General features: G+C 55.6%; 19 protein-coding genes. 7 read left to right on the plus strand and 12 right to left on the minus strand.

Annotated features, from left to right (window positions below):
* The 6 genes from GFH31_RS11885 to GFH31_RS11910 all read right to left on the minus strand — a co-directional run bounded on the left by GFH31_RS11885 (position 1) and on the right by GFH31_RS11910 (position 8,445).
* Positions 1-2,154 (minus strand): PCMD domain-containing protein, encoded by a 2,154-nt coding sequence (locus tag GFH31_RS11885; protein WP_153497985.1) that lies wholly within the window; start codon positions 2,152-2,154, stop codon positions 1-3.
* An 18-nt stretch (positions 2,155-2,172) separates the two neighbouring features.
* Entirely contained in the window at positions 2,173-3,990 is a 1,818-nt protein-coding gene (locus GFH31_RS11890; RefSeq protein ID WP_101570989.1) for a DUF4493 domain-containing protein, read from the minus strand.
* Between the two features lie 32 nt (positions 3,991-4,022).
* Entirely contained in the window at positions 4,023-4,814 is a 792-nt protein-coding gene (locus GFH31_RS11895; RefSeq protein ID WP_055205529.1) for a DUF4493 domain-containing protein, read from the minus strand.
* Positions 4,815-4,836: 22 nt separating this feature from the next.
* A complete protein-coding gene (locus GFH31_RS11900) occupies positions 4,837-6,714 on the minus strand; it encodes a fimbrillin family protein (RefSeq protein WP_118458047.1) in 1,878 nt (625 codons plus the stop codon).
* Between the two features lie 269 nt (positions 6,715-6,983).
* Positions 6,984-7,799, minus strand: a complete 816-nt coding sequence (panB, locus tag GFH31_RS11905; RefSeq protein ID WP_055205531.1) for a 3-methyl-2-oxobutanoate hydroxymethyltransferase — start codon at positions 7,797-7,799, stop codon at positions 6,984-6,986.
* Positions 7,800-7,899: 100 nt separating this feature from the next.
* A complete protein-coding gene (locus GFH31_RS11910; protein ID WP_055205532.1) occupies positions 7,900-8,445 on the minus strand; it encodes an RNA methyltransferase in 546 nt (181 codons plus the stop codon).
* Between the two features lie 175 nt (positions 8,446-8,620).
* Between GFH31_RS11910 and GFH31_RS11915 the strand changes: the two genes are divergently transcribed.
* A complete protein-coding gene (locus tag GFH31_RS11915) occupies positions 8,621-10,831 on the plus strand; it encodes a sodium-translocating pyrophosphatase (protein WP_101570984.1) in 2,211 nt (736 codons plus the stop codon).
* 86 nt (positions 10,832-10,917) lie between these two features.
* Here GFH31_RS11915 and bioD read toward each other — a convergent pair whose 3' ends face one another.
* A complete protein-coding gene (bioD, locus tag GFH31_RS11920; protein WP_101570982.1) occupies positions 10,918-11,577 on the minus strand; it encodes a dethiobiotin synthase in 660 nt (219 codons plus the stop codon).
* Positions 11,578-11,643: 66 nt separating this feature from the next.
* Between bioD and bioB the strand changes: the two genes are divergently transcribed.
* The 6 genes from bioB to GFH31_RS11950 all read left to right on the plus strand — a co-directional run bounded on the left by bioB (position 11,644) and on the right by GFH31_RS11950 (position 17,750).
* Complete coding sequence (bioB, locus tag GFH31_RS11925) at positions 11,644-12,603, plus strand: biotin synthase BioB (protein ID WP_153497986.1); 960 nt, start codon at positions 11,644-11,646, stop codon at positions 12,601-12,603.
* Positions 12,604-12,673: 70 nt separating this feature from the next.
* Complete coding sequence (locus GFH31_RS11930; protein WP_172970756.1) at positions 12,674-13,756, plus strand: DUF1573 domain-containing protein; 1,083 nt, start codon at positions 12,674-12,676, stop codon at positions 13,754-13,756.
* Positions 13,757-13,800: 44 nt separating this feature from the next.
* Positions 13,801-14,685 carry a sulfide/dihydroorotate dehydrogenase-like FAD/NAD-binding protein gene (locus GFH31_RS11935; protein WP_118458055.1) on the plus strand — a complete coding sequence of 295 codons (885 nt, stop codon included), beginning with the start codon at positions 13,801-13,803 and terminating at the stop codon, positions 14,683-14,685.
* A gap of 65 nt (positions 14,686-14,750) precedes the next feature.
* Positions 14,751-16,142, plus strand: coding sequence for an NADPH-dependent glutamate synthase (gene gltA / locus GFH31_RS11940; RefSeq protein ID WP_055205538.1), 1,392 nt, complete (start codon positions 14,751-14,753; stop codon positions 16,140-16,142).
* Between the two features lie 147 nt (positions 16,143-16,289).
* Positions 16,290-17,396: an S-methyl-5-thioribose-1-phosphate isomerase gene (gene mtnA / locus GFH31_RS11945; protein ID WP_055205539.1), complete on the plus strand. Its 1,107-nt coding sequence runs from the start codon at positions 16,290-16,292 to the stop codon at positions 17,394-17,396.
* A 54-nt stretch (positions 17,397-17,450) separates the two neighbouring features.
* Positions 17,451-17,750, plus strand: a complete 300-nt coding sequence (locus GFH31_RS11950; protein WP_101570975.1) for a hypothetical protein — start codon at positions 17,451-17,453, stop codon at positions 17,748-17,750.
* Positions 17,751-17,842: 92 nt separating this feature from the next.
* Here GFH31_RS11950 and GFH31_RS11955 read toward each other — a convergent pair whose 3' ends face one another.
* The 5 genes from GFH31_RS11955 to GFH31_RS11975 form a co-directional block, all read right to left on the minus strand.
* Positions 17,843-19,132 (minus strand): hemolysin family protein, encoded by a 1,290-nt coding sequence (locus GFH31_RS11955; protein ID WP_055205540.1) that lies wholly within the window; start codon positions 19,130-19,132, stop codon positions 17,843-17,845.
* Positions 19,133-19,238: 106 nt separating this feature from the next.
* On the minus strand, positions 19,239-19,997 hold the full coding sequence (gene tpiA, locus GFH31_RS11960) for a triose-phosphate isomerase (RefSeq protein ID WP_055205541.1): 759 nt from the start codon (positions 19,995-19,997) through the stop codon (positions 19,239-19,241).
* Positions 19,998-20,047: 50 nt separating this feature from the next.
* Positions 20,048-21,772 (minus strand): lysine--tRNA ligase, encoded by a 1,725-nt coding sequence (gene lysS, locus GFH31_RS11965; RefSeq protein ID WP_153497987.1) that lies wholly within the window; start codon positions 21,770-21,772, stop codon positions 20,048-20,050.
* A gap of 118 nt (positions 21,773-21,890) precedes the next feature.
* Positions 21,891-24,572, minus strand: a complete 2,682-nt coding sequence (locus GFH31_RS11970; RefSeq protein WP_153497988.1) for a TonB-dependent receptor domain-containing protein — start codon at positions 24,570-24,572, stop codon at positions 21,891-21,893.
* A gap of 136 nt (positions 24,573-24,708) precedes the next feature.
* On the minus strand, positions 24,709-26,307 hold the full coding sequence (locus tag GFH31_RS11975; RefSeq protein ID WP_172970757.1) for an O-antigen ligase family protein: 1,599 nt from the start codon (positions 26,305-26,307) through the stop codon (positions 24,709-24,711).
* Between the last annotated feature and the right edge of the window lie 544 nt (positions 26,308-26,851).

Genomic DNA, 26,851 nt, shown 5'->3' on the forward strand with positions numbered 1-26,851 from the left:
TTAATAGATAAATTCGACATCGTCCAAAAACAGGTTACTGTCGGTGCTTCCCTCGAAATAGTCGCCCCGGTAACTGGCCGACGCCGTTACCATCAGAACGTTTGGTTTTTCGGAATTGTACTGTTCGCGGTAGTTGATCGGGATGGTCACTTCGGTCCACTGCGCTACCGACGATTCGATCATCAGGTCGCCGTAACCGAGGATGTGGCCTTCCAGCGTCGAAGCGTCCGACTTTTGGGTATAGAGGAATTCGTCCGAGGGCGAGAAGGCCGTTTCGTCGGCATCGTTCGTGTTCACCACGTGGCAGGTGGCTCCGGCTTTGGTCATCCGGATCAGGCAGACGAAGATCCGCCCCTTGTCGCCGCTGCCGACGTTGCATTTGTACCATACTCTGAGTCCGGTCGGCTTTGCGTTGAACGTAAAAGGACGTCCCATGTTGACGGTTCCGCCCATGCCCGACACTGCGCCGAAAGAGCCGACGAAAATATTCCCGGCGGCCAGTTTACCGATACCCGCCATGTTCGGGAATTGCGTTTGCAGTTTGGCGCAAGTCGTTCCGGAAGATCCCGGTCGGGGGTCGGCTTCGCCGGTAGTGAGATTGAATTTGTCGCCGAGCGAAGTGGCGCCCGGGTTGCCCGTACCCCAGAATTCGGTTCCGCCGCTGGCATAGGGATACCATGCCTTGCCGGACTTCTGCCACTCTTCGAATCCTGCGTTCGGCAGTTGGATGCCGGCTTCGGTGTTGACGCTCCGCACGGCTCCGTTCTCGGCTCCGTTTTCGAGCAACTGGCATTCGTAAGTGCGGCCGGCTTTGAAATCGGTCGCTTGGGCCGTATAAGTGTACCCGTCCGCGCCTTTCGATGCGTTCAGTTCCGTCCAGGCGTCGGTGCCGGCGATCCGGTAACGTATCTTGATATCCGTGCCCGAGGGGTTGGTGACGATGGCGTTCAGGTTCGCCGTGCCGAACCACAAGTCGGTCGACGAAGCTCCCGTCGCACCGGCTACCGCGACGCGCGCCGTGGCTTTGCCTTCGCTGTTGTCCGTATCGGTCATCAGGAAACTCAGTTCATTGACGCCGCTGGTCAGTTTCGCGAAGAAAGTGCCGTCGAGCGACAGCGAACTGTTGTATTCGTCGATTTTTTTGAAGGCGATTCCCTCCGCTGCGATTCCGTCTACTGCTGCGCCCCCGGCCACGACGTCGTACTGCTGCCCCCCGGCCGTCATTTTCAGCGACGAGAGCGGGTTGATCGAAGCGATTTTGAACTTCACCGGGTCGAGATAGTATCCCGTAACGTTTCCGATCGGGAATCCGTCCCCGGTCAGCGTCGGTTGCGGGCTGAACGTGAAGCTGTCGTCGTGCGCGCTCTCATACTCCCGCACTTTGACGTTCACGGTCAGGTAACCGTCCGGGGTTTTCGAATATTTGAGCGTCAGCGTGTACTGCATACCTTGCTGCGGCAGTTGGATTTTTCCGGTTTTCGTGCCGTTCTTGTCGATCTCCGGGTCGGAACTTTCGCCGAAAAATCCCCAGCTCAGGTTCTGCGTCCCTTCGGGCAACAGGAAATAGCCTACCGTGTCCTCCGTATATTCCAGCGTCGGAACCAGGTTGTTTTCAGCGTCCGTCCGCGAAAATTCGTCGGATGCGCAGACGTAAAGCCGGCGGCTTTTGTCGAATTTCTGCGTGATGGTCGCATCGAATACGGCACGTACCACGATGTTCGTTATCTTGCACACCACCGGGACGATCTTCGTCTCGTGCGCGGCCAGGTCGAACTCGGACGTTCCTGCGTAGCTTTTGTGCGTGAAGGAGGCTTCGCTGTTGTCGCCCGCTTCGATGGTTACCTTGTATTTCCCGGCGGCCAGGTAAAGGTTGGCGGGCACGTCGGTGGCGGGTTTGTATTTGCGGATCAGACTTTCGGTCGCGCCACCCTGGCCGTCCGGTTCGACTTTGTACAGCCGCAGCGTGCTGATGGCCAGTGCGTCGTATTCGGCGGCTTTGGATTGTCCCCCGTATCCGGGAATATCGAAACTCAGTTGCAGCATTCCCTGTCCGTTTGTCGGCAGGCTGCCGTCGGCATCGCTTTTACCGCACGATGCCAGCGCCAGCGCCAGGCAGGAAATCAACGCGATGACGGGATTGATATGTTTTTTCATCTTCGTATCGTTGTCCGGTTAATTTTTCGTTACATACAGTCGGATAGTCTTCGTATTGGTGCCCGACGCATCGGTGACCGTCAGACGGAAGTCGCAGTTGCCTTCCTTGTTCAGCAGCGACAGCAGATCCATAAATCCGGAGATGTCGAACGATAACGTTTTCTGTCCGGACACGGCCGCTCCGGTCGGGAATCCGAATCCTTCCAGTTTGGACTGGAATTCTCCCGGATTGATCAGGTCGAGATGCGAAGCCAGGCCTACGCTTTCCAGTTCGCTGGCCGGAAGTACGTTTTCGCTGATGATGTCCACCGTGAATCCGGTAAATCCGGTTTGCGAGGTCACTCCGATCAGGATCTCCATGCCGATGTGGTTGTAACGGGTGTCGAAGTCGTAGGTCTTCGAACCGCTTTTGTTTGTCCATACGATGCCCGGTCCCGATTCGGTGGAACCGCTTTCGGTCACGCGGATATTCAGTTTCGTGTAGGAAGTGCGGCCCTTCGAATCGACGGTCACGAATTTTGCGGTATGCGTTCCTTCGTATTGATAGAAGCCCGACATGCCGGCGTCTTTCACGGTGGCCGTCAGTACGGAGGTAGAGGCCTCTTTCATCACGACATACGGCGCGTTCGCTTCGTTCTCGGGCCACAGGGGTACGGTGCGGTTCTTGTATCCTGCGGCATCGACGGCGGCCAGGAAGTCGGCGTTGTCCGACTCGAAGACGAGGTTGACCGATTTGACGGTCGCGCCGTCTTCCGGCGTAACGACGGCTTTCAGGTTTTCCGTCCATTTGCCGAGCAGCTCGTCGTACATCGACCCGGAAATGGTGTACCCCTGCGCGATGTCCTTGCCGTCGAGCGTCACAACCGGCGATCCTTCGTCGGAGATATCTTCGTCCGGGATCGTCTCCTCGGCGAAGGCGTACAGTCGCATCACGTCGACGTCGATCTTCTGGTCGTACACCCAGTTTTCGACGGTGATCTGGAATTGCACGTTCCCTTCGTTGGCGTTCAGTACGTTGATGGTGATTTTGCGCCATTGTCCGGCCTTGCAGTTGGTGATCTCTTTCGACCAGTTGACCGTCACGTATTCGGGCGTCGCGTCGCCGGGCGCTTTGTTATATTGGCCGGATAACAGGATTTTCAGCGTATTCGCCGTTTCGACCGCCTTGAAATAGCCCGCTTTGCCGGCGTTGGCCGCCTCGCGGTCGAAAACCAGCGCGTTGTCGCCGATCGACAACGTGACCGCCAGCTTCTCTTTACCCGCGGCTTCTGCATCGGCGTCGGACATGAACAACTTCTGGAGATCCTGCGTGAGAGTTACCGTCGTGCGGATGTTCGCCAGCGTGCAGACCAGATCGTCGACCGTCGTTTCGTTGTTTTTGATCACGCTTTTGGTCACCGAACCGGCGTAAACCGGTTTTTCCCAGTCGGCATAGGTCGTGCCGGCCATGTAGTCGGCGTAATCCGGCGATTCGGCGGAGACTGTGTAGGAGCCCGGTGTCAGCGGCATACGCTGGTTTTCCGCTTTTTTGAGGTCTGCATAGACGTGGTTCGTCTGTTCGCCGGTTTTGGCGTTGCGGATGCTCACCTTGTAGTTGTCGGGGGCTTCCGAAACGGAACCCGCTGCACGGGTCATCGCCGCTTTCGTGCCGTTGGAGTAGGGGATTACTTCGGCATCGTCCGCCACCGTAACGCTCATCGCGGACATGACCAGATAGCCCGTTTCCGTCTGCGGGTCGCCTCCGTCGCCGTTGCCGCCGAAATCGACCGATTCGTCCTTGCAGCCGGACAGCATCAGCGTCATTGCCGTCAGCGTTACTAAGGTAAAGGTTTTCATATCGTGTCAGTTTTTTATTGTTTCGTTTTCGGTCAGGCGTCGGGGTTCAGTTCCACGTCCACCTCTTTGATTTCGATCGGGGAGTCGTCGAGCGAAACGGTGATGCTCGCCTGTCCCACCGCCCCTGCGTCGAGCAGGATCGTATGCCATGTCCGGGCCGCGGTCGTGCCGATTTCCGTTTCGGGGAATTCTACTTTCACGCCGTTGGTTTTCGTCGCCGAACCGCTCAGGAAGAGTTTGGTGGCCGCTTTCACGAAAACGGGGAGCGTGCCGGTAAGCGGTTTTGCGGTCGATCCGGAAAAGCCCGACCGGAAGCCCGATTCGGTGCGGACGGTCAGGTCGTAATCGGTATAATATTGCCTGAACCATTCGGAACAGCTCAGCGAATAGACCGAGTTGACCAGCGACAGCGAAACCTGCTCGGTCGTGGTCTTGCGCGCCACGACGGTAAATTGTTTGGTTCCCTTGAAGCAACCGGCGTTTTCTCCTTCGGTATCCGGATTTCCGTAAGAAAAATCGGCCTGATAGTCGCCCGCCTGTAGCAACGGCTGGTCGTAGTCGGACATTACGTCGTACGAAGCGACGGTGCCGATGCCGCTCGAAATTTCCAGCCGCAAGTTTTCCGTACCCGGGATATATTCGGCGGGTAGCGTCCGGGTATCTGCTTTGCTGGTTTCCGCGATGTCTACCGCCGGTGAAATCGTGCAGTAGAAACCGACCGAGCCGTTTCCTGTCGCCTGCGGACCGGACCCGACGTCTTTCGAACAGCCGGAGGCCCATATTGCCGTTATGGTCAGGATCGTTAAAAGTTTGCTTTTTTTCATTATCCTAGCTGGTTTGGTTCTGTTATTTTATGGAAACCCGTATATTGTCTATGTAAACGTAGGTATCGCCTGCTGTTATCGTGGATAAGCCTTGCCCGTCTACCCGAAATGAAGCTCTCCACGATAGGCGGTGTTTGTTGGTGCATCCGGTTACGGTGATGTTCCTGTGAACAGGCAGATTCGTATAACTGCCGTTCGTACCGGGTTCTTCGGTCAGAAATATGTTCTCGATCGCATTGCCGTCCCCTTTGATCGTTCCCGTCTTGGTGTCGGTGCCGAAGTCGTATTTGGAATACATGACGGTTGTTTTATTCAGTATTGTGTTTCCGTTTTTTTTCGTTCCTCCCACGTCGTATGAAACGAGCAAAGAGACATTCGCGCCTTCCTTGAGACCGGTCAGGTGGGGAGTGTCGATCCGCCCCCGGTGATTGTCTCCTTTGTCGGGATCCGTCACAATGGATGATCCCAGGTAACCGAATATCATGGCCGAGGTGTTGGCCTGGATTCCGAACCGGGAAGCCGACCAGCCCGTAAGGTTGTATTTTCCCAAGTCTTCCGTGTTGTTGTTCCTGTCGCTTCCGCCCGCTCCGCCGAAGTCTTCATAAAACAGATACGGTACGGTCAGGCTGATTTCAGTGTGGGCTTCCGCTGTGAAATCGACGGCCTTGTGTGAAGTTACGATGGCATGTTCCGAATCGTATGAAAAAGATAAACCGCCGTTGCGGATCAGGTCGCCGTTGGCCCGGCCGTCCACTTCGTTGTAGAAACCGAGCATGTATTTATTCTCCGCATTGACCGTGAACGACTGTTTGTTCGTTCCGTTGCGGAACGTCGCCCCGTCCGGGGCCGTTACGGTGAAAGAATTCGGTTCTTCGCCGAGATTGTTGCCCGTGATCGAGAAGTCGAGCCACGTGACCGGCAGTTCGTCCGGAACCGTCAGCGTGACCGGCGTGATCCGTCCGGCTTCCAGCGTTCTGTCGATCGGCACGCTGAGGCTTCCCGACTGGTAACCGTTCTCGTCGTAAGCCGTGAAACGGACGTCGCCGCTGATGTTGCCCGGACACAGGAATAGCCATACGTAATTTCCGTCCGGATTATCCTCGGTCGATTCGGTCAGCGGATTTTTCAGTTCGGCGATGACCGTGTTGCCGCCTTCGGTCAGCTGCGGCGCAGCGGTCGGGTCGGCCAGATCCATCGTCATTCTTCCCACTACGGCTGCGGGAAATTCGACTCTCAGCCGGCTCACCCGTTCGCCCCATTGGTTGCGGCCGACCGGAACCTGTACTCGCATGACGTGGCACTGGTGAATGAAGTGCATCGCCAGGGTTTCGCTCCCGGCCGTCAGCGCCGCTGCGGTTACCGGACGGGCCAGCATGAAATCGCAGTTTCCTTTATAAGCGCCGTGCGAGGTTTGATCTTTGATGTCGTAATCGCGCATGTCGTAGGTTCCGTCCTGCACGGCGGGCAGCGTATAGGTCGCCCGGGTGCCGTCCACGGACTCCGGCGCGGGATAGGCGGCGTAATAGGTATAGTCGCCGGCTTCGAGGTCGGACATCTGCGTGGAAAACAACGCTCCCCACGGGTAGGGACGGAAACATTCGAACGTCTGTCCGTTCAGCGCGTCGTCGCTTCCCGCCGGCCGCCAGTAGACCCGGATCGCATCCAGTTCCGACCAGTATACTTTATCGAGATTGTCGCCGCCGATGATCGTTTTCGAATGACTTTCCTGTTCCGGGGGTGCGAAAGAGGCCGTTTCCTGAGCGGCGCGAATGAAGATTTCGGTTTTGCCCGGTTTTTTGTCGGACGGACAGTCGTCTTTGGCGCACCTCGTGGCAAGGAGTGCTACGAGCGGCAAAATAATAAACGGCAGCGTTTTTTGTCTGGCAGTTTTTTTCATCATCTGGTTTCACGTCGGAAAGCGAATCCGGCATTCGCTGTCTTTCCGAGGTTTTGTCGATACGGACTTCGGGCTTTTGTCTGTATGAATGTGTAAGTTACACTGTCAAATTTATTTATTATAACGGAGTACGCTCGTAAAAGTTACAAAAATGATAGAAAATGTCTTGATGTCTTGTGAGGGGGACGCAACGATAAAGCCACGATCGAAACGATCGTGGCTTTGCATAAAAACGCGCCGTTTGATCTATGCGGCGGGAATGGATGGAACGATCAGTACTGCTCCTTTTCGTTCGGGAAATCGCCGCTTTTGACGTCCGACACGTAACGGCTCACCCCGTCCGTCATAACCGAATACAGGTCGGCGTAACGGCGGAGGAAACGCGGCGAAAATTCGTTGTTGATCCCCAGCATGTCGTGAATCACCAGCACTTGTCCGTCGACGCCGTTTCCGGCCCCGATGCCGATCAGCGGGATTTTCAGTTCCGAGGCGACCTGCGCGCCGAGCGTCGCAGGGATTTTTTCGAGGACGATTCCGAAGCAGCCGACCGCTTCGAGCAGGTGCGCGTCGCGGATCAGCTTTCGGGCTTCGGCTTCCTCTTTGGCCCGGACGCTGTAGGTGCCGTATTTATGGATCGACTGCGGGGTAAGTCCCAGGTGTCCCATGACCGGAATTCCGGCGCAAAGGATGCGCTGTACCGACTCAAGGATCTCTTCGCCCCCTTCCAGTTTGATGGCGTCGGCTTCGGACTCCTTCATGATCCGAACGGCCGAGGCGAGGGCTTCCTTCGAATTGCCCTGATAGGTTCCGAACGGCATGTCCACCACGACCAGCGCTCGTTTGACGGCCCGGGTTACGCTACGGGCGTGATAGATCATGTGTTCGAGCGACATCGGCACGGTGGTTTCGTAACCGGCCATTACGTTGGCGGCCGAATCGCCGACCAGCACCACGTCCACGCCGGCGCTGTCCACGATCCGCGCCATCGAATAATCGTAGGCGGTCAACATGGCTATTTTTTCCCCGCGGCTTTTCATCTCCTGCAGGCGGTAGGTGGTCACGACCCGCGTTTTATTATCTGTCGACATAATTTTCACAGTTTAGACAGGGCAAATGTAAAATTATAATTTGCAACGGGCAACGATTTTTCGTTTTTTCGAACGGACTTCGTTTCCGTGTCGCCGCCGGTTACTGTGCCGCTTTCGATGCCCTCCATTGCCGGAAAACTTCCCACAGCACCACGCCGCCCGATACCGAGACGTTCAGCGAATGTTTGGTTCCCCGCTGCGGGATCTCGATGGCTCCGTCGCACAAGTCGACTACCTGTTGCCGTACCCCGTTCACCTCGTTGCCGAAAACCAACGCATAGCGCTTTTCGGGCTTGTAACGCCAGTCGTCCAACATGACGGCGCCTTCGACCTGTTCGACGGCCAGGATCGTATACCCCTGCGCTTTCAGTTCGTTCACCGCATCCGCGGCATCCCGGAAATACGTCCACTCTACGGTCGTTTCGGCTCCCAGCGCGGTCTTGTGGATCTCCCGGTCGGGCGGGGTGCCGGTGATCCCGCACAGGCAGAGCCGTTCGATGGCGAAAGCGTCGCCGGTGCGGAAGAAAGAGCCTGTGTTATTGCCGCTACGCACGTCGTCCAGCACGACCGTGACGGGACATTTTTCCATCGCAGCGAACGCTTCGGCCGAAGGACGCCCCAATTCCTGATTTGAAATTTTACGCATATTTTCGATTGAATATCCGCTGCAAAGATAGTTTATCTTAAAATAATTTATTAACTTTGAGCAATTTTGTTCGTTCGACGAAACGGTTTGGTGCGTAACGGGTCTGAAAAACGGCGGACTGAAGAGTATCGGAAATTTTCATAAAAATTCAGATAATCTAATACTATTAACCGTTATGAGTAACACACCACTTATTTTCTGGCTCGTGCCGGTCGCCTCGCTGATAGCGTTGGGCTTCGCATGGCACTTTTTCCGCTCGATGATGAAAGAGAGCGAAGGCACTCCCCGTATGAAAGAGATCGCCGCGCACGTCCGTAAAGGGGCGATGGCCTACCTCCGGCAACAGTACCGGGTGGTTGCGATCGTATTTCTGATCCTCGTGTTGTTCTTTGCGTTTCTTGCCTATGGCCTCGGTGTGCAGAATCCGTGGGTGCCGTTCGCGTTCCTGACCGGCGGCTTGTTTTCCGGGCTGGCGGGTTTTATCGGGATGCGTACGGCGACGTTCGCTTCGGCGCGTACGGCCCATGCCGCCAGCCAATCGCTGAATAAGGGGCTGAAAGTCGCTTTCCGCAGCGGAGCCGTGATGGGACTGGTCGTCGTAGGACTCGGTCTGTTGGATATTTCGGTGTGGTACCTGATCCTGAATCATTTCATCGACGCCACCGGGACGCAAAAGCTGATGATCATCACGACGACCATGCTGACGTTCGGGATGGGGGCTTCGACGCAAGCGCTGTTCGCCCGCGTGGGAGGAGGTATTTATACCAAAGCGGCCGACGTGGGCGCCGACCTGGTCGGTAAGGTGGAAGCCGGGATTCCGGAAGACGATCCGCGCAACCCCGCTACGATCGCCGACAACGTAGGCGATAACGTGGGCGACGTGGCCGGTATGGGCGCCGACCTGTACGAAAGTTACTGCGGCTCGATTCTCGCGACGGCCGCACTGGGCGCAGCCGCCTTCGCGAGCAGCGGTATGCAGATGCAGGCCGTGCTGGCTCCGATGTTGATCGCGGCGGTGGGCATCCTGTTGTCGGTGATCGGTATTTTCCTCGTGCGGACGAAAGAGGGGGCTACGATGAAACAGTTGCTCGGCGCGCTGGGCATCGGCGTCAACGTCAGCTCGGTGCTGATCGCTATCTGTACGTTCGGGATACTGTACGTGTTACAGATCGACAACTGGCTCGGGATTTCGTTTTCGGTGATCGTCGGCCTGCTGGCCGGTATCATCATCGGGCAGTCTACCGAATATTATACTTCCCACTCTTATAAACCGACTCAGAAGATAGCCAAAAGCTCTGAAACGGGACCAGCGACGGTAATCATTTCCGGAATCGGAATGGGTATGATCTCGACGGCGATCCCGGTAATCACGATTGCGGTAGCGATCATCCTCGCCTTCCTGTGCGCGATCAATTTCGACGTGCAGCACATGATTTCGGCCGAGAACATCAGCAAAGGGCTTTATGGGATCGGTATCGCGGCGGTGGGGATGCTCTCTACGCTCGGGATTACGCTGGCGACCGACGCTTACGGCCCGATCGCCGACAATGCGGGCGGTAACGCCGAAATGAGCGGACTCGATCCGGATGTGCGCAAACGCACCGATGCGCTGGATGCGCTCGGTAATACGACGGCCGCCACCGGTAAAGGGTTCGCGATCGGTTCGGCCGCGCTGACGGCGTTGGCGCTGCTGGCTTCCTATATCGAAGAGGTCAAGATCGGGATGCAGCACATCGGGGAGACGACCCTGCAACTGGCCGACGGTACGACCAAAGCCATTGCCGACGCCAATATCCTGGATATGATGGACTATTTTCAGGTGACTCTGATGAATCCGAACGTGCTGGTCGGCGCCTTTATCGGCGCGATGATGGCGTTCCTGTTTTGCGGACTTACGATGAACGCCGTCGGCCGCGCCGCGCAGAGTATGGTCGAGGAGGTGCGCCGCCAGTTCCGGGAAATCAAAGGTATTCTCGAAGGCAAGGCGACTCCGGATTATGCGCGTTGCGTCGCTATTTCGACCAAAGGGGCCCAGCGCGAAATGCTGTTCCCGTCGATTATAGCGATCGTCGTTCCGATTCTGGTCGGCTTCATTTTCGGCGTGGCCGGGGTGATGGGGCTGCTGATCGGCAGCCTGAGCGCCGGATTCGTGCTGGCCGTGTTCATGGCCAATTCGGGCGGGGCTTGGGACAATGCCAAGAAATTTATCGAGGAAGGTAATTTCGGCGGCAAGGGTTCCGACAACCATAAAGCTACGGTCGTGGGCGATACGGTGGGCGATCCGTTCAAGGATACGTCCGGCCCGTCGCTGAACATCCTGATCAAACTGATGAGTATGGTTTCGATCGTGGTGGCCGGCTTGACCGTTTCGATGCATTTGCTTTAGGCGGTTTCCGTTTGTGACAGTAAATAAAAGGCTCCGGTCAGCAACCGGAGCCTTTCGTATTGTTCGTGCGCGGGACGAACCGCAGTTCAAAGGCTTCCTTCCGATACTTCGTACCGGTCGTTTACCTCCAGCCACCGGGCCTGCGGATGAAACTCCCGCAGGTACGTTTTCAGGTAATCCCGCGTGCCGTCCGTGATCGGCGCGTCGGTCGGTGGATAGAGGTTGTAGACCACTTTGGCGACTTCGATATTCCGGTTGCGGCACGCTTCGAGACTCAGCAGCGTATGGTTGATGCTGCCGAGTCGCGGCGAGGTGACCAGTATGACCGGCAGCCGACGCTCGGCGACGTAATCGATCGTATTGTACAGCCCTTCCAACGGAACGAATAGCCCGCCGGCTCCTTCGAGCAGGACGACGTCGTATTTTTCAAGCAGTTTTTCGGTGCATTTCCCGATCAGCGACAGATCGATCCTGCGGGAATCGATCGCAGCCGCCAGGTGCGGCGAGGCCGGGTAGGTGAAGACGATCGGACAGGTCGTGCCGTCGAGGTCTTCCGGCAACAGCCCGGTTCCCATGATCCGGCGGTGGGTTTCGATGTCTTCCGACAGTCCGGGGCAGCCGGTCTGGATGAATTTTTGGGTGACGACGCGCCGGCCCCGTCCGGCCCAATCGCGCGCGAGAACTCCGGTAACGATGCTTTTGCCGGCATCGGTGTCGATGCCGGTGACGAAATATACTTTTTTCATAAAAGGGGAAACGTAAAATTCAGATCAAATGTAGTACCTTTGCAGATAACAAGCAAATAAAATGGGATGGAAATGATCGGTCGTCTGAAAGAGAGAATCGAACAGGGGTATCGTCTGGGATACGACGAAGCGCTGGAATTGCTGAGAACGACTCCGGAAACGGAACTGTGCGCGTTGGCTCATGCGTTGCGCACGCGTTATCAGGGGAAAACGATCGACATGTGTTCGATAATGAACGCCCGCAGCGGCCGTTGCAGCGAGGACTGCAAGTGGTGCGCTCAGTCGAAATTTCATAAAACGGAAGTCGAGGTCTATCCGCTGGTAGGAGCCGGGGAAGCGGTCGAAGAGGCGGCCGGCAATGCACGCAAGGGCGTGAAGCGCTTTTCGCTGGTAACCAGCGGTCGGACGCTTTCCGATGCCGATACCGACCGGATCTGCGCGATCTATCGCCGGATCGGCTCCGAGGTGTCCGTTTCGCTTTGCGCGTCGCTCGGGTTGCTGAACCTGGAACAAATGCGCCGGCTCAAAGAGAGCGGCGTGCGGCGTTACCACTGCAACCTCGAAACGGCCCCGTCCTATTTTCCGAAACTTTGCTCGACGCATACGGTGGCCGAGAAGCTGCGGACGATCGGGTGGGCGCGGGAAGCCGGCCTGGAGATATGCAGCGGCGGGATCATCGGCATGGGCGAGAGCGAGGAGCAACGCGTCGAATTTGCCATCGCTCTGCGGCAGACCGGGGCGGTTTCGATTCCCGTCAACGTGTTGAATCCGATTCCCGGAACGCGGCTTGCCGGGGCGCCGCCGCTGACCGATTCGGAAATCGTTCGGGCGGTGGCCGTCATGCGGATCCTCAATCCCGAAGCGGCTATCCGGCTGGCCGGCGGCCGTACGCGGATCAAGCATCTCGAAGAGCGGTTGTTGCAGTGCGGCGTGAGCGCGCTGATCGTCGGAGATATGCTGACTACGACCGGATCGGATATCGAAACCGATAAACGGATGTTTATCCGGTGCGGATTCGAGGTGTAACGTCCGTTATGCGCCTGAATTGCGAATTTCGCGGGAAATGCTTAATTTTGCGCACCGATCGTCCGAACCGATGAAAAGCTGGAAAATAGGGTTGATATTGCTGGGTTGTTTGTGGACGGGAATGCTTCCCGCCCAAAATTCCGTATTGGAATTTCCGCAGCAGGTGTGGAATTTCGGAACGATCCGGGAGGCGGACGGAGCGGTGTCGCACGAGTTCGAATTCGAGAACAAAGGGAAATCGCCGGTCGTGATCGAAAAAGTGACGGTGACGTGCGGTTGTACGACGCCGCAGTACAGTCGGGAACCGGTACGTCCCGGAGGCCGCGGAACGATCCGGATCGCCTACAACCCGGAGGGACGTCCGGGCGCTTTCCGCAAAGACATCACGATTCAAAGCAGCGGAGGGGGGCGTAATGTCATCAGCATTACCGGCGAGGTGACCCCGCGTCCGCAGGAGGTCGGCGAGTTGTACCCCGTTCGGGCCGGCGCGCTGCGGCTGGCGACCCGTACGGTGAATCTGGGATATGTGCCGCGCGGTTCGATCAAAGCGAAAACCATCGAATACTATAACGATACGGAGCGTCCGCTCAACATGACGGTCGTCTATCCGAAAGCGAAACCCTACCTGGACGTAGCTTTGTCCGCCACCCGGATCGAACCGAAGCAGAAAGGCGTTCTGACGGTCACTTACGACTTGCGCGACTGCGACGTGTGGGGAGTTCTTTCCGGCGTTTTTTCGCTGATGGTGAACGACGAGCTCGCCGATACCGAATTTTCGGCTACCGGAATCGCTACGGATGATTTCTCGTCGCTGACGGCTGCCGAGTTGGAGCAGGCTCCGAAAGCGGCTTTTTCGTCCCAGTATTACCATTTCGGCAATCAAAAGGCGGCCGGGGAACTGCGCCGCGACTTTACGCTGACTAACGACGGAAAAGAGCCGCTGGTTTTCCGCGATATGAAATTGGGACAGCGCATGTCCACGACGCTCGATCCCGAACGGGAGATCGCCCCGGGCGAGAGCGTCACGTTCAGCGTTATGCTGAATACGAAAGGCGCCCCCGCCGGGAAGCTGATGGATCATATCGTATTGATCGTCAACGATCCGTCGCGGCCGATGCGCGAAATCCGGCTGGCGGCGAACATTGCGGAATAAATTTTTTAAATCGGAAGATAAAGACCTAAACCAAACAAACGGAAATGTATAAAATCATTAAAAAGGAGCTGCTCGCGCCCAATATTTACCGGATGGACATTGCGGCTCCGCGTGTCGCCTGTTCGGCAAAGCCGGGGCAGTTCATCATCCTGCGACTGGACGAAAAGGGGGAACGTATCCCGCTGACCATCGCCGATTACGATGCGGCGGAGGGGTGGGTAACCATCGTAACGCAGACGGTGGGTTATTCGACGACGAAGTTGTGCGCTATGAATCCGGGCGACGAACTGGCCGATTTCGCGGGCCCGCTGGGCCGGCCGTCGGATTTCGTGCACGAAGATATCGAAACGCTGCGTTCGCGGAAGATACTGTTCATCGCCGGCGGCGTCGGGACGGCCCCCGTCTATCCGCAGGTCAAATGGCTCTCGCAGCATGGGATCAAAGCCGATGTGATTATCGGCGCCAAGAATAAGGATACGCTGATTTTCGTCGACATGATGAAGCAGGTTGCCGGAAACGTATATATCGCTACCGACGACGGTAGCGCCGGTTTTCACGGCATGGTGACCGACCTGATGCGCGACCTGATCGATAAGCAGGGGAAACGCTATGACGAAGTGATCGCCATCGGTCCGATGATTATGATGAAGTTCGTGGCCAAGACGACGAAGCAGTACGGTCTGAAGACGATCGTCAGCCTGAATACGCTGATGGTCGACGGTACGGGCATGTGCGGGGCCTGCCGGGTAACGGTCGGCGGCAAGACGCGCTTCACGTGCGTGGACGGCCCGGAGTTCGACGGGCACGAGGTCGATTTCGACGAAGCGATGCGCCGTCAAGGCATGTACAAGACCATCGAAAGCCGCAAGGCGAAAATAGAGCAGGAGCGTGCCGAAGGGCATGTCTGCAAGGTGGGGCTCGACCGGTAGGTCTCCCCGGACGATCGAACGGTATTCCGGCCGCCGTGGCCGGAGCAATTGTTTTCAGAATAAAAATGGCAAATAAAATACCCCGTGTTCCCGTTCGGGAGCAGGACCCGAAAGTGCGGGTCACCAATTTCGAGGAGGTTTGTTACGGTTACGACCTTCAGGAGGCTCAGCTCGAAGCGAGCCGTTGTCTGGATTGTAAAAAGCCGCGTTGCGTAGAGCACTGCCCCGTTTCGTTGCAAATACCGAAGTTTATCGAGCAGGTTGTCAAGGGCGATTTCGCCGAAGCTGCGCGCATCATCGGTCAGGACAGTTCGCTGCCGTCGGTGTGCGGGCGCGTATGCCCGCAGGAGAGCCAGTGCGAAGGCTCCTGCATCCTCGGTATCAAGGGCGAGCCGGTCGCGATCGGCAAACTGGAACGTTTCGTCGGCGACTGGAGCATTGCCAACGGCGGCGAAGCGGTTGCGACGGCTGCGCCCAACGGTAAAAAAGTGGCCGTCGTCGGCAGCGGCCCGGCCGGTCTGGCCTGCGCTTCCGACCTGGCTAAAATGGGATACGGCGTCAAGATTTTCGAAGCGCTGCATAAGGCCGGCGGCGTGCTTCAATACGGAATTCCCGAATTCCGCCTGCCGAAAGAAAAGGTCGTGGCCAAAGAGATCGAGAACGTATTGAAGCTGGGCGTCGAGATCGAAACCGACGTGATCGTAGGACGTACCGTGACGGTCGATTCGCTGCTCGACGAAGAAGGCTATTCGGCCGTGTTCATCGGGTCGGGCGCGGGACTGCCGCGTTTTATGGGTATTCCCGGCGAGAACCTGAACGGGGTGGTTTCGGCGAACGAATTTTTGACCCGGGCGAATCTGATGAAGGCTTACGACGATCGTTACGATACGCCGATCTATGTCGGCCAACGGGTCGTGGTGGTCGGAGGCGGTAACGTCGCGATGGACGCCGTTCGGACGGCGGCCCGTCTCGGCGCCGATGCGCATATCGTCTACCGCCGCAGCGAAACGGAGCTTCCGGCGCGCGTCGAAGAGGTGCATCACGCCAAACAGGAAGGGATCGCTTTTCAGATGCTGACCAATCCGGTCGAGGTACTCGGCGACGACAAAGGCTGGGTGCGGGGAATCCGCTGCGTGCGGATGGAACTCGGCGAACCCGATCAGTCGGGGCGCCGTTCTCCGATCGAAATCGAGGGCTCGGAGTTCGATATCGAGTGCGACGTGGTGATTATGGCGCTCGGGACCTCGCCGAACCCGCTAATCGCATCGACCACGCACGGTTTGGAGACCAACCGGCGCGGCTGTATCGTGGCCGACGACGAGCGGGGACAGACGTCCCGCGAAGGTATTTTTGCCGGCGGGGACACTGTGACCGGTGCGGCGACGGTGATTCTCGCCATGGGCGCGGGTCGTCGGGCCGCCAAAGCGATCGACCGGTACCTTCAAGGCAAGGTCTGATCCGGTACTCTGGGAATCGAATGGGATATTCGGACGCAAATATGCGTCCGAATGTCTTTTTGAAGTATCGGGTAGGAAGAATCGTTGCGGCGTTTGCAGGTTATAGCGAAAAAATATAACTTTGTGTGAGGACTTGAAAACTGAATCATGGGACAATTGTTTACCGATTTGCAGGCGGTCCGGCTGGATGTAGAGGCGAATGCCGTTATCATTCTGGATCAGACGAGCCTGCCCGGTGAGAAAGTTTACCTGTCGCTATCGACGAAGGAAGCGGTATGGGACGCTATTCACCGGTTGAAGGTTCGCGGTGCGCCGGCGATCGGCATTACGGCGGCTTACGGGATTTACGTGTGTTGCAAATCGCTGCGTGCGAGGAAGTTCGATGACTTTTACAAGGGGTTCGTCGAAATCCGCGATTATTTCGAATCGTCCCGTCCGACGGCGGTGAACCTGTCGGCAGCGTTGGAGCGGATGGAACGGTGCGTACTACGCAACCGGGAACTGCCCGTTTCCAGAATTAAACGGCAAATGCTGCGCGAAGCTCTGGCGATTCGGGACGAAGATGCCGCCTCGTGTCACCGGATCGGCGTGTACGCCCTATCGCTGCTGCGTCCCGGAATGGGGATACTGACGCACTGCAATGCCGGTCATTTGGCGGTTTCGGAATACGGAACGGCTTTGGCTCCGGTCTATTTGGGGCAGCAGCAGGGTTATAATTTCAAAGTGTATGCCGACGAAACGCGTCCGTTGCTACAAGGCGCGCGCCTGACCGCTTACGAGTTGCGTTACGCCGGAGTCGATATCACGCTGATATGCGATAACATGGCTTCCGTAGTGATGCGGAAAGGCTGGGTACAGGCGGTTATCGTCGGTTGCGACCGGATCGCGATGAACGGGGATACGGCTAATAAGGTCGGTACGTCGGGACTGGCGATCATGGCGCGGCATTACGGGATTCCGTTCTACGTGCTGGGGCCTACGTCGACGATCGACCGGCGCTGTCCGGACGGGAATGCGATCGTCATCGAGGAGCGCGGATCGGAAGAGGTGACCGACATGTGGTATGCCCGGCGTATGGCTCCGGACGATGTCAAAGTCTACAATCCGGCTTTCGACGTGACCCCGGCCAACCTGATCACGGCGATCGTTACGGAACGCGGAATCGCCCGTGCCCCGTACAACGAAACGTTCGAACGGTGGTTCGGGGAGGAGGAAAAGGACTCCGCCGAGACCGGTTCGAAAACGGAGGAATAAGGTTATTTCAGAAAACAAGAAGATGGTTGAACGAGCCCTTTAAAACTTCATGCTATGGAAATATTGGACGATCATGGAAATCCGGTGCAGAACGTTCCGGTGCAACAACAACCCGCAGAACAAACGCCCGTCGTCTCGGTGGGCGAATGGATGTTGGTCATGCTGATACTCGCGATTCCGCTGGTTAATATCGTGATGCTGTTCGTCTGGGCTTTCGGCGGCGGGGTTAACAAGACGAAAGCCAATTACTGTAAGGCGTCTTTGATCTGGATCGCGATTGCGATCGCGATGTGGATCATTTTCTTCTCGTCGATCATGGGGATGATGGCCGGTCTGAAAGCGCTGGGCAGGTAAATTATTCCGGTATTGAAAAGCGGGGCGGAAAATTTTGGTTCTCCGCCCTGCTTCTTGTTTTGCCGGTTTCTTGTTCCGATTCCGACGTTATGTTATGCCGGTTCGCCGTTCGCAGCCGGTTTCATGGATACGAGGACTTTGTCGATTCGGGCCGCATCCATATCCACGATCTCGAAGTTGAAATTGCGCCACGAAAGCTTTTCGCCGGTTTGCGGGATATGTTCCAGCTCTTCGAGGATCAGCCCGCTGAGCGTGTTGTAATTGAATTCGTTGTACAGTTCCTCCTGGTCGAAGAACGCGAGGAAGTCGTAGAACGGGATCTGTCCGTCGATCAGATAACTGCCGTCGTCGCGGGCGACGATGTCCTGTTCTTCGCCCGCTTCGGGCATCGAGCCTACCAGCGCCTTGATGATGTCTTTGAACGTTACGATCCCTTCGATACTGCCGAATTCGTCGGTGACGATGCCGTAGCGTCCGCCGGTCGTCCGCATCAGTTCGAGCGCATTGTAAACGCTCAGGTTCTCCGGAATGTATTGGGCCGGGCGAATCACTTTCGACAGCGAGAATCCCTCTTCGTCCAACCGTCCGAACAGGTCTTTGAGGTACACTACGCCGGCGATCGAGTCGAGATTCCGGTCGGCCACCGGATAGGTGTTGAACAGGTTGTTTTTGACGATTTGTTCGATCTCGTCGTTCGTGGCGTCGATGTTCAGCCACACCAGTTCGCTGCGGTGCGTCATGATCGACCCTACGTTGCGGTCGCCGAGGTTGAATACGCGTTCCACGATGTCCTGTTCGACTTCCTGGATCTCGCCGCCGACGGTTCCTTCCTGGATGATCGCTTTGATCTCGTCTTCGGTGACTTTGCTTTCTCCCAGCGTATTGATTCCGAGCAGGCGCAGCATGCCGGAAGTGCTCTTTGACAGCAGCCATACGAATGGCAGCGCGATTTTCGACAGTACGTTCATCGGCCGCGCCACCAGTTTGGCGACCTTTTCGGCAGCCTGCATCCCGATTCGTTTCGGGACGAGCTCCCCGACGATCAGCGTCAGGTAAGTGACGATCGCAACGATCAGCGTCTGGGCGATGGCTACCGCGTGCGTCCGCAGCGGCTCGATCGTTGCGATCACTTTGCCGAAACTCTGCGCCAGCACCTCGCCGGAATAGAGACCCGTCAAGATGCCGATCAGCGTGATGCCGATCTGGATCGTAGACAAGAATGTATCGGGGCTGTTGGCTAATTTGAGGGCGGTACGCGCCGCCCGGCTGCCTTTCTTGGAGTCCGCTTCGAGGCGGGATTTCCGGGCTGACACCATCGCGATTTCCGACATCGACAATAAGCCGTTCAAAAGGATCAGCCCGATAATTATGACAATTTCCATTCAGATATGAGAATAGTTACCGCGCTAAGATAAGCAAGTTTCGCAGAAAAACAAAGGGGCCGCGGTTTCGAAACCGCGGCCCCTTTGTTTGAAATCCGGTAACAGATTATTTCGAAAAACCTTTGCCGATGCCGATAAAGTCGGACGCTACCAAAGCGGCGCCTCCGATCAGGCCGCCGTCGACGTCTTCCTTGGCGAAAAGTTCGGCAGCGTTGCTCGGTTTGCAGCTTCCGCCGTACAGGATCACGGTATTGGCTGCGGCGTCGCCGAATTTTTCGGCCAACACCTTGCGGATGAACGCATGGATTTCCTGAGCCTGTTCCGCGGTAGCTGTTTTACCGGTTCCGATCGCCCATACGGGTTCGTAAGCGATGATCAGTTTCGAGAACTGTTCCGGGGTCAGGTTGAAAACCACTTCTTCGATCTGCGCGCGCACCACGTCGAAATATTTGCCGTTTTCGCGTTCTTCGAGTTTTTCGCCGACGCAATAGATCGGGATCAGGTTGTTTTCGTAGGCCTGAACCATTTTCTTGTTCAGCGTAGCGCTGGTTTCGCCGTAATATTCGCGGCGTTCGCTGTGGCCGAGAATCACGTATTCCACGCCCAGCGAGGCGATCATCTTAGCCGAAACTTCGCCGGTGTAGGCGCCTTTGGCTTCGGCGGCGCAGTTCTGCGCTCCGACGGCGATGCCGGTTCCTTTGGCGTTCTTTACGATCTCGGACAGGTGCGTAAACGGCGGAATTACGATGAAGTTCACGCACGAGCAAACGTCGCCTTTCAGTGCGGCTACGCCTTTCAACAATTCTACGCCTTCCGCAGGGGTGGTGTTCATTTTCCAGTTACCTGCTACTACTTTCTTTCTCATAATTTTTCGGTATTTAATCCTTGATGTCTTTTCGTTGATCGGTACTGCCGTTACTCCACCCATGTTTTTACTTCGTCGGCAGTCGGGTTTTTCAGTCCCAGCTTGTTTTTCTTGTTATAGCCGCACAGGTCGTTGAACAGCTTGCCTGCCGACAGTTTTTTCAGTGCGTCGACGGTCAAAAAGCCCATTTTCTGCAATACCGGAACCCATTCGGCCGGAATGCCGGCCGCCGCGTATTTCTCTTCCGGATCTTTCTGCGCCGCTTTTTCGGGCCGCATTTGCGGGAAGAACAGCACGTCCTGAATCGTCGTCTGTCCGGTCATGAACATCGTCAGTCGGTCGATTCCTATTCCCATTCCCGAGCAGGTCGGCATACCGTATTCGAGCGCTCGGACGAAATCCATATCGATAAACATCGCTTCGTCGTCGCCTTTTTCGCTGAGCCGCAACTGTTCCTGGAAGCGTTCCAGTTGGTCGATCGGGTCGTTCAGCTCGGAATAAGCGTTGCACAATTCTTTGCCGTTGACGAACAACTCGAACCGCTCGGTCAGGTCGGGGTTGTTGCGGTGGCGTTTACACAGCGGCGACATATCGATCGGGTAGTCCGTTACGAAAGTAGGCTGGATCAGATCTTCTTCGCAGTACTGTCCGAAGATCGCGTCGATCAGCTTGCCTTTGCCCATCGTCTCGTCGGTTTCCACGTTCAGCTTTTTGCAGGCTTCGCGCAGCTCGCCTTCGCTCTTGCCGGTGATGTCGAAGCCGGTTTTCTCGCGGATCGCATCGGTCATCGTAACGCGGCGGAACGGCCGGGCGAAACTGATCTCACGACCGTCGATCATAACTTCGGTCTTGCCGTGCAACGCTTTTGCCACGCGTTCGAGCATCTCTTCGACGAATCCCATCATCCAGATGTAATCTTTGTACGCGACGTATATCTCCATTACGGTGAACTCCGGATTGTGCGTACGGTCCATACCTTCGTTGCGGAAGTCCTTGCCGAATTCGTATACGCCGTCGAATCCGCCGACGATCAGTTTCTTCAGGTACAGCTCGTTGGCGATCCGTAGGTAAAGCGGGATGTCCAGCGCATTGTGGTGCGTGACGAACGGACGGGCCGAAGCTCCCCCCGGAATCGACTGTAGGATCGGCGTTTCGACCTCCACGTATCCTTGCTCGTTAAAAAACGCGCGCATCGTGTTGACGATCTTGCTGCGTTTGAGGAATACTTCGCGTACCTGCGGATTGACGATCAGGTCGACATAACGTTGGCGGTAACGCAGTTCCGGATCGCTGAAGGCGTCGTATACCTGCCCGTCCTTTTCTTTGACGACCGGCAGCGGGCGCAACGATTTGCTCAGTACCGTGAGTTCTTTGCAATGCACCGACAGTTCTCCGGTCTTCGTAATGAAGGCGAATCCCCGGATGCCGACGATGTCGCCGATATCGAGCAGTTTTTTGAAAACCTTGTTGTACAGCGTGGATTCGGGATCGCCGTTGCAGATGTCGTCGCGTTTGACGTACACCTGAATCCGGCCGGTGTGGTCCTGCAGTTCGAAAAACGAGGCGCTTCCCATGATCCGCCGCGACATGATCCGTCCGGCAATCGAAACCTCCTGGAAATTTCCTTTGTCGGGATCGTACTCCGCAGCGATCCGCGCGGCGGTTGCCGTCACTTCGTATTTGGCCGCCGGGTAAGGCTCTATGCCCAGTTTACGCAGTTCGGCCAGCGAGTTGCGCCGGATCTGTTCCTGTTCGCTAAGTTCAGAGATGCTCATAGGGTGTGGATTGATTGCAAAAGTCCGTAATAATAGGCTGCAAATGTACGAAATTTCCGGTTGTTTTTAAAAAAGTTTAGCAAATTCTTGTTTTTCCCGTTCCGGCGGTTTCCGGATGCTAATCTCTCTTTTTCAGTTTTCCCGTTTTGTCGAATTTGTAACTGAGTTTCAACATCAGATAGCGTCCGGAGCGTTGCGTCCAGTTGTAACTGATGTAGTCGGCCAACATGCTGGTCGAGAAGTTGGCGGTGCGGTTCAGCAAGTCGTAGGCGGTGATGTTGATGTCGCCCTGTCGTTTTTTGAACAGCTTGCAGCCGAACGTTAGGTTCAGGATGTGCGTGTTCACGTCGCCGTCGGCGTACGAGAAGTTGTGATAGAGCGAGTAGTTGTAGTTGGCCGTGACGTATATCTTTTTGACGATGTTGACGGTCAGGTTCGTCGCTACGGTCTGGTTGATTGTGTTGTTGTCCGATTTCCGGGAGTTCGACGTGCGGTTGTACGCCGTATTGGTGTACAGCGAAAACTGGTAGACGAGGGATTTGTTGCCGATCAAGCTGAGGCTGAGGTTCGGAGAGAGGCTGTTCGTGTAGTTCAGCTCGTCGCCGATATAGGTGGGGCGCCGGCTGTAAGCGCATCCGGCGTTGGCGCTGAACGTGATGTCGAGCGCTTTGACCGGTAGCGAGTAGCCGGCGCCGAGCCGCATCGATCCGGCGCCGTTCACGTTGACCGGCGTGGTCAGCGTAGCGCCTTTCGGAGCGATGTAGCCGTTGTATTCGGGCAGCGGCGTGTCTTCGGTGAAGAATACCTGTTTGGTGGCGATCTCGCGGGCGGTGACGCTACCGTTGAAGTTGAGACTGAACGTGCGCGATTTTTCGGTTTTGGCGGCGGTATATCCGATGTATACCGAGTGCATGTTGCTTTGTTTCAGATCCGGATTGCCGCCCGACAGACTGAGCGGATTCTGGTAGTTCAGTTCGTTGCGGAGCTGTTCGACCCCGGGCTGTTGCGCGTTGGACGAGTAGTTGACGTAGATGCGCCGCGTCGGGCTGATCGTATAGTTCAGCGACGCCGAAGGCTGGAAGCTGCGGAACGTGATTCGGTCGCGCCGTTCGTCCGGGAACGCTTCGTCCTTGTTGAGCCGGGAAGACCGGTATCCGGCATTGACGGCGAAGTAGAGCTTCTCGGTGAAATGGCTGATGTTGAAGGTGTAGTTCTGGGTCGTATAGTTGCGCGAGTAGTCGTAGGTCAGCGAGGTGTCGACCTGCCCGGTGAAACGGTCGACGGCAAGCCGTTTCGACCGGCTGTTTTCATAGGAAATGTGATAATTGACCCCGACCGAGTATTTTTCCTTGAAACGGTAGAAGTAGCCGATGCCGCCCGAAACGGAACGGTTGTGGCCTTCGGCCGTGTTTTCCAAGTAGGTGCGGTCGCTGGTTGAAGAGAGCGAATCGACCTGCCAGCCGTCGTCGTTGTTTTTGCTCAGCGTGCCGTCCGCGGACAGGTTGAATCCGTGCTTCCCTTCTTTGAACGCATGCGACCAGGCCAGGTTTTCGGAGATGTTGTAACTGTCGCCGTCGCTGCGTTGCGAGGTGGCGACCCGGTTCAGCGTTTCGCCGTCGAGCATGTTCAGCGCGCCGCGGTAACTCCGGGAGACGCTGCGCGAGAAACGGGCGTTCGGGGCGAAAAACAGAAAGTCGTTTTTCGTATTGTAGCGCATGTGCAGCGAGACGTGGTGGTTCTGCGATCCGTTTTCGGTTCTGGACGTATCGTCGTAAGTGCGCGACTGGTAATCCTCGGTCGGAAAATAAACCTGCCGGGAGATCGACTGCGAGCGGTTGAAATCGTTGTTGTAGCTGTAGTTGCCGTCGATGAAAAATTCTTTCCCCCAGCGCTTCGAAAAGTCGGCCGAGGCGTAGGTGTTTTTATTGTAGCCCGACCCCTGGCTGCTGTTGTTGGTTCCTGCGCGTACGCCCATGCTTCGTTTTTCCGAGAAATAGCGGTATGTCCCGCCGGCCCGGTAACGCTCTCCGTGCCGACCGTCGGCCCCTTCGTCCAGGTCGGTTCCGTAGCCGCCCTCGACGCGGACGTTGATGCTCTTTTCGGGTTTGCTGCGGGTTATGAGGTTCATGACCGTGCGTTTTTTCCCGTTCGCGTTGTTCTTGATTTTTTCCTCTTCGACCAGCTCTTCGTATACCTGGATATCGATCACGTCGCGGGCTTCGAGGTATTGCAGCGCCGATTCGGAATTTTCCCCGAACAGCGGCCTGCCGTCGACGTAGGTGCGTTCGACGACTTTCCCCATCACGGTGATCTTTCCGTCTTTGACTTCCATGCCGGGCATCCGCAGCACCAATTGCATACTCTCGTCGCCGGGCAGCACTCGTATCGCTTCGGCGTGGTAAATCAGCGTGTCGCCGCGCTGCCCCATCAGCGGGCGTTCGCCCTGTACGACGGCCGCTTCGAGCTGGTAATCGGCTGTTCCGAGCGCCACCGTATCCATCCGCGTGCCTTTCGGCTCGATCCGTACCCGGCTCGAAAAATCCCGGTAGCCGATGTATGAGATTCGGGTGCGGACGAGCGTATCGCGTATTCGTCCGATCGAGAAAGCTCCTTGCCTGTCGGTGATTACGGTGACCGTGTCGAAAGGCGAAGCGACGGTTACGGTCGCTCCGATCAGCGGGACACGCTGCGCCGAATCGACCACTACGCCGTGCAGTGATCCCGTTTTGGTTTGGGCGAGCGCGGTACCTGCCGACAGAAGCGATAAAAAGGCGAAGGTAAAGCGTATGTAGGGTTTCAAAGGTGTTAGGTTTGGTTGCCAAGATATAGTTTATCCGGCGGTTTTCCAAAGAAAACGGACGTTGTTAATAGGAATTTCTATAATTTGAAAATTCGGCGTACGGAGCTGTATAGGAATGTATGTTTTTGGAAGGTGTTTACTCTCCCTTTTCGAGTAATTTTCCTATCCGGTATCGTATCAGAGATACGGTTTCCGAAGGAACTTTTACTTTCATATCGATCATGTGCCGGGCCAATGAGACGGCTTCTTCTTCCCTTGCGGTTTTGTCGTAAATTTCAACCAGTTGATATAATGGAACAAAACGGTTAGGGCACATATTTGAAGCCAGTTTTGCATGTATTTCGGCCTGTTTGTAATTTCCGATCCGGAAATAGTTGTCCGCTTGGATTATTTGTAAGTCGCAGTCATTGAATTGCTTTTCGCATTCGGTTAAAATCAGGCGGCTTTGTCTGTATTTTCCGATACGGTTGAGCACGGCTCCGTAATTATATAAAAACAACGGTTCGCCGCCTAAATCGGAATACAAATCGTCGTATCCTCTGGAATTTGCTTCTGCGAGGATCGTTTGCTTCGATTTGTTCCAATGTATTTCCGATTTAATCCGCCTGACAGTTGTGGAGATCGAGAAAAGGGCGAAAGGAATTACCGATAACCGAATTATCCGGATCGGAATCCTGCGTTCGGGCGTTTTTTCCTTTCCGGTCACCAGGAACAGATCGAGCGTTAGGAAACAGAGCATGATCGTATAATGCAACGGGTAGCTGAACAAGGCAAGAACAGCTATTGCCGCAATCGAGGTCAAACCCGTTTTTTTGTATGGAGTTTTTTTCGGAGATATGAGCAACATAGCGATGAAAAGACCGCCCAGGAGCAGGATTCCCAATAGACCGAAACTTACCGCACATCCGAGATACTCATTGAAAGGGTGTTTGGTATTGTCTGCCAGCGGAGCCAAGCGGCTGTCCGGTTTTTCGGCGAAATAATCGGCCTGGTATAACATGTATTTGGCGGTAAATCCGTTTGGCCCGTGCCCCAGCAGTGGCCGGTCCCGGATCATATTCCAGGAGCACTGCCAGATCAGCAGGCGTCCGTCCGCCGAATCTTTTTTGTACTGGTATAGTAAAACCGTACATGCGATCAGGAAAAAGAGCAGGAAAGCGCCGGATACAATCCGGATGCGGCGGCAGAAGCGGCGAAACAGCCCCCGGGGCAGCGATAATAGTCCTATGGTGATGGCGGCTACGATACCGGCTCGTGATTCCGATACGACGATGGCGGTGATAAAAAGCAGTGTGCCGCTGATGCCGACTGTTCGATTCAGCGTTCCGGTTTCCCGGATCAACAGGATTGCGAACGGCAGCAATGCGACCATCGTTGCGGCGAATCCGGCCGGGTTATCGAAGTGCCCCTGCGCTCCCAGAACGGATTTGTTTTGTAACAGTCCGTAAGTGGCTTCGCAGCAACCGGTGGCGACCAGCGGAATAAACAGCCTGCGGATCGTCGTTTCGTTAAAACAATATTTTAGCAGTAAAAACAGGCTTCCGATCAAACCGGCGGAAAACAGCGGTTCGGCGGACGGCTGTCCGGACAACAAGCAGAGGCATCCTATGGCGGTTAGCCATATATAGAGAAACTGTTCTCCGCGGTTTAGCGAAAGAACTTTGCGCGGGAATATTCCGCACAATCGGATAGACACTACCGATAAGACCAGAGCGGTAACCAATCGCAGTGTCATGGATTGTTCCGTATTCCAATCGAAGTAATGCGGCAACAACACACTTCCGATGCAACTCACTAACATAAGTACGATGCCTACTATTTGATACATGTCAGTCTGTTGTATGAGGTAGCGGATTTTAATCGATCGTCAAATCAAGATCCGGCTGAAACCGATTTCAGCCGGATCCTGAAAAAGTGCAATAACGAAAGTCCTAACTGCCAAAAATTTTATCGCGAAAAATAATAAAAGATCTACACGACTGCCAGGCTCCATCTTATGGCACGTGAAATGATTTTATTTTTAATAAAGATGTAACAAATAAATAACTATTAACAATTAGGCTGGTTGAAAAAGCTCTAAACCAAAAATGAGACTGGATACTACTTATTACTAATACTATTCCCAATATCATAAATAGGATATAGAGGAGCTTTTCTTTGTCTTTTGTTATTTTGCAATCATGATAATTATTAGTTAATCCCGGTTTATCATCTATCCGAAAACATTTTCATAAAAAACTTAACGGCCAAAAAGTTCCTTATGATAAATAAGATTTATA

The organism is Alistipes sp. dk3624 (assembly GCF_009557455.1).
Lineage (GTDB): Bacteria > Bacteroidota > Bacteroidia > Bacteroidales > Rikenellaceae > Alistipes_A > Alistipes_A hominis.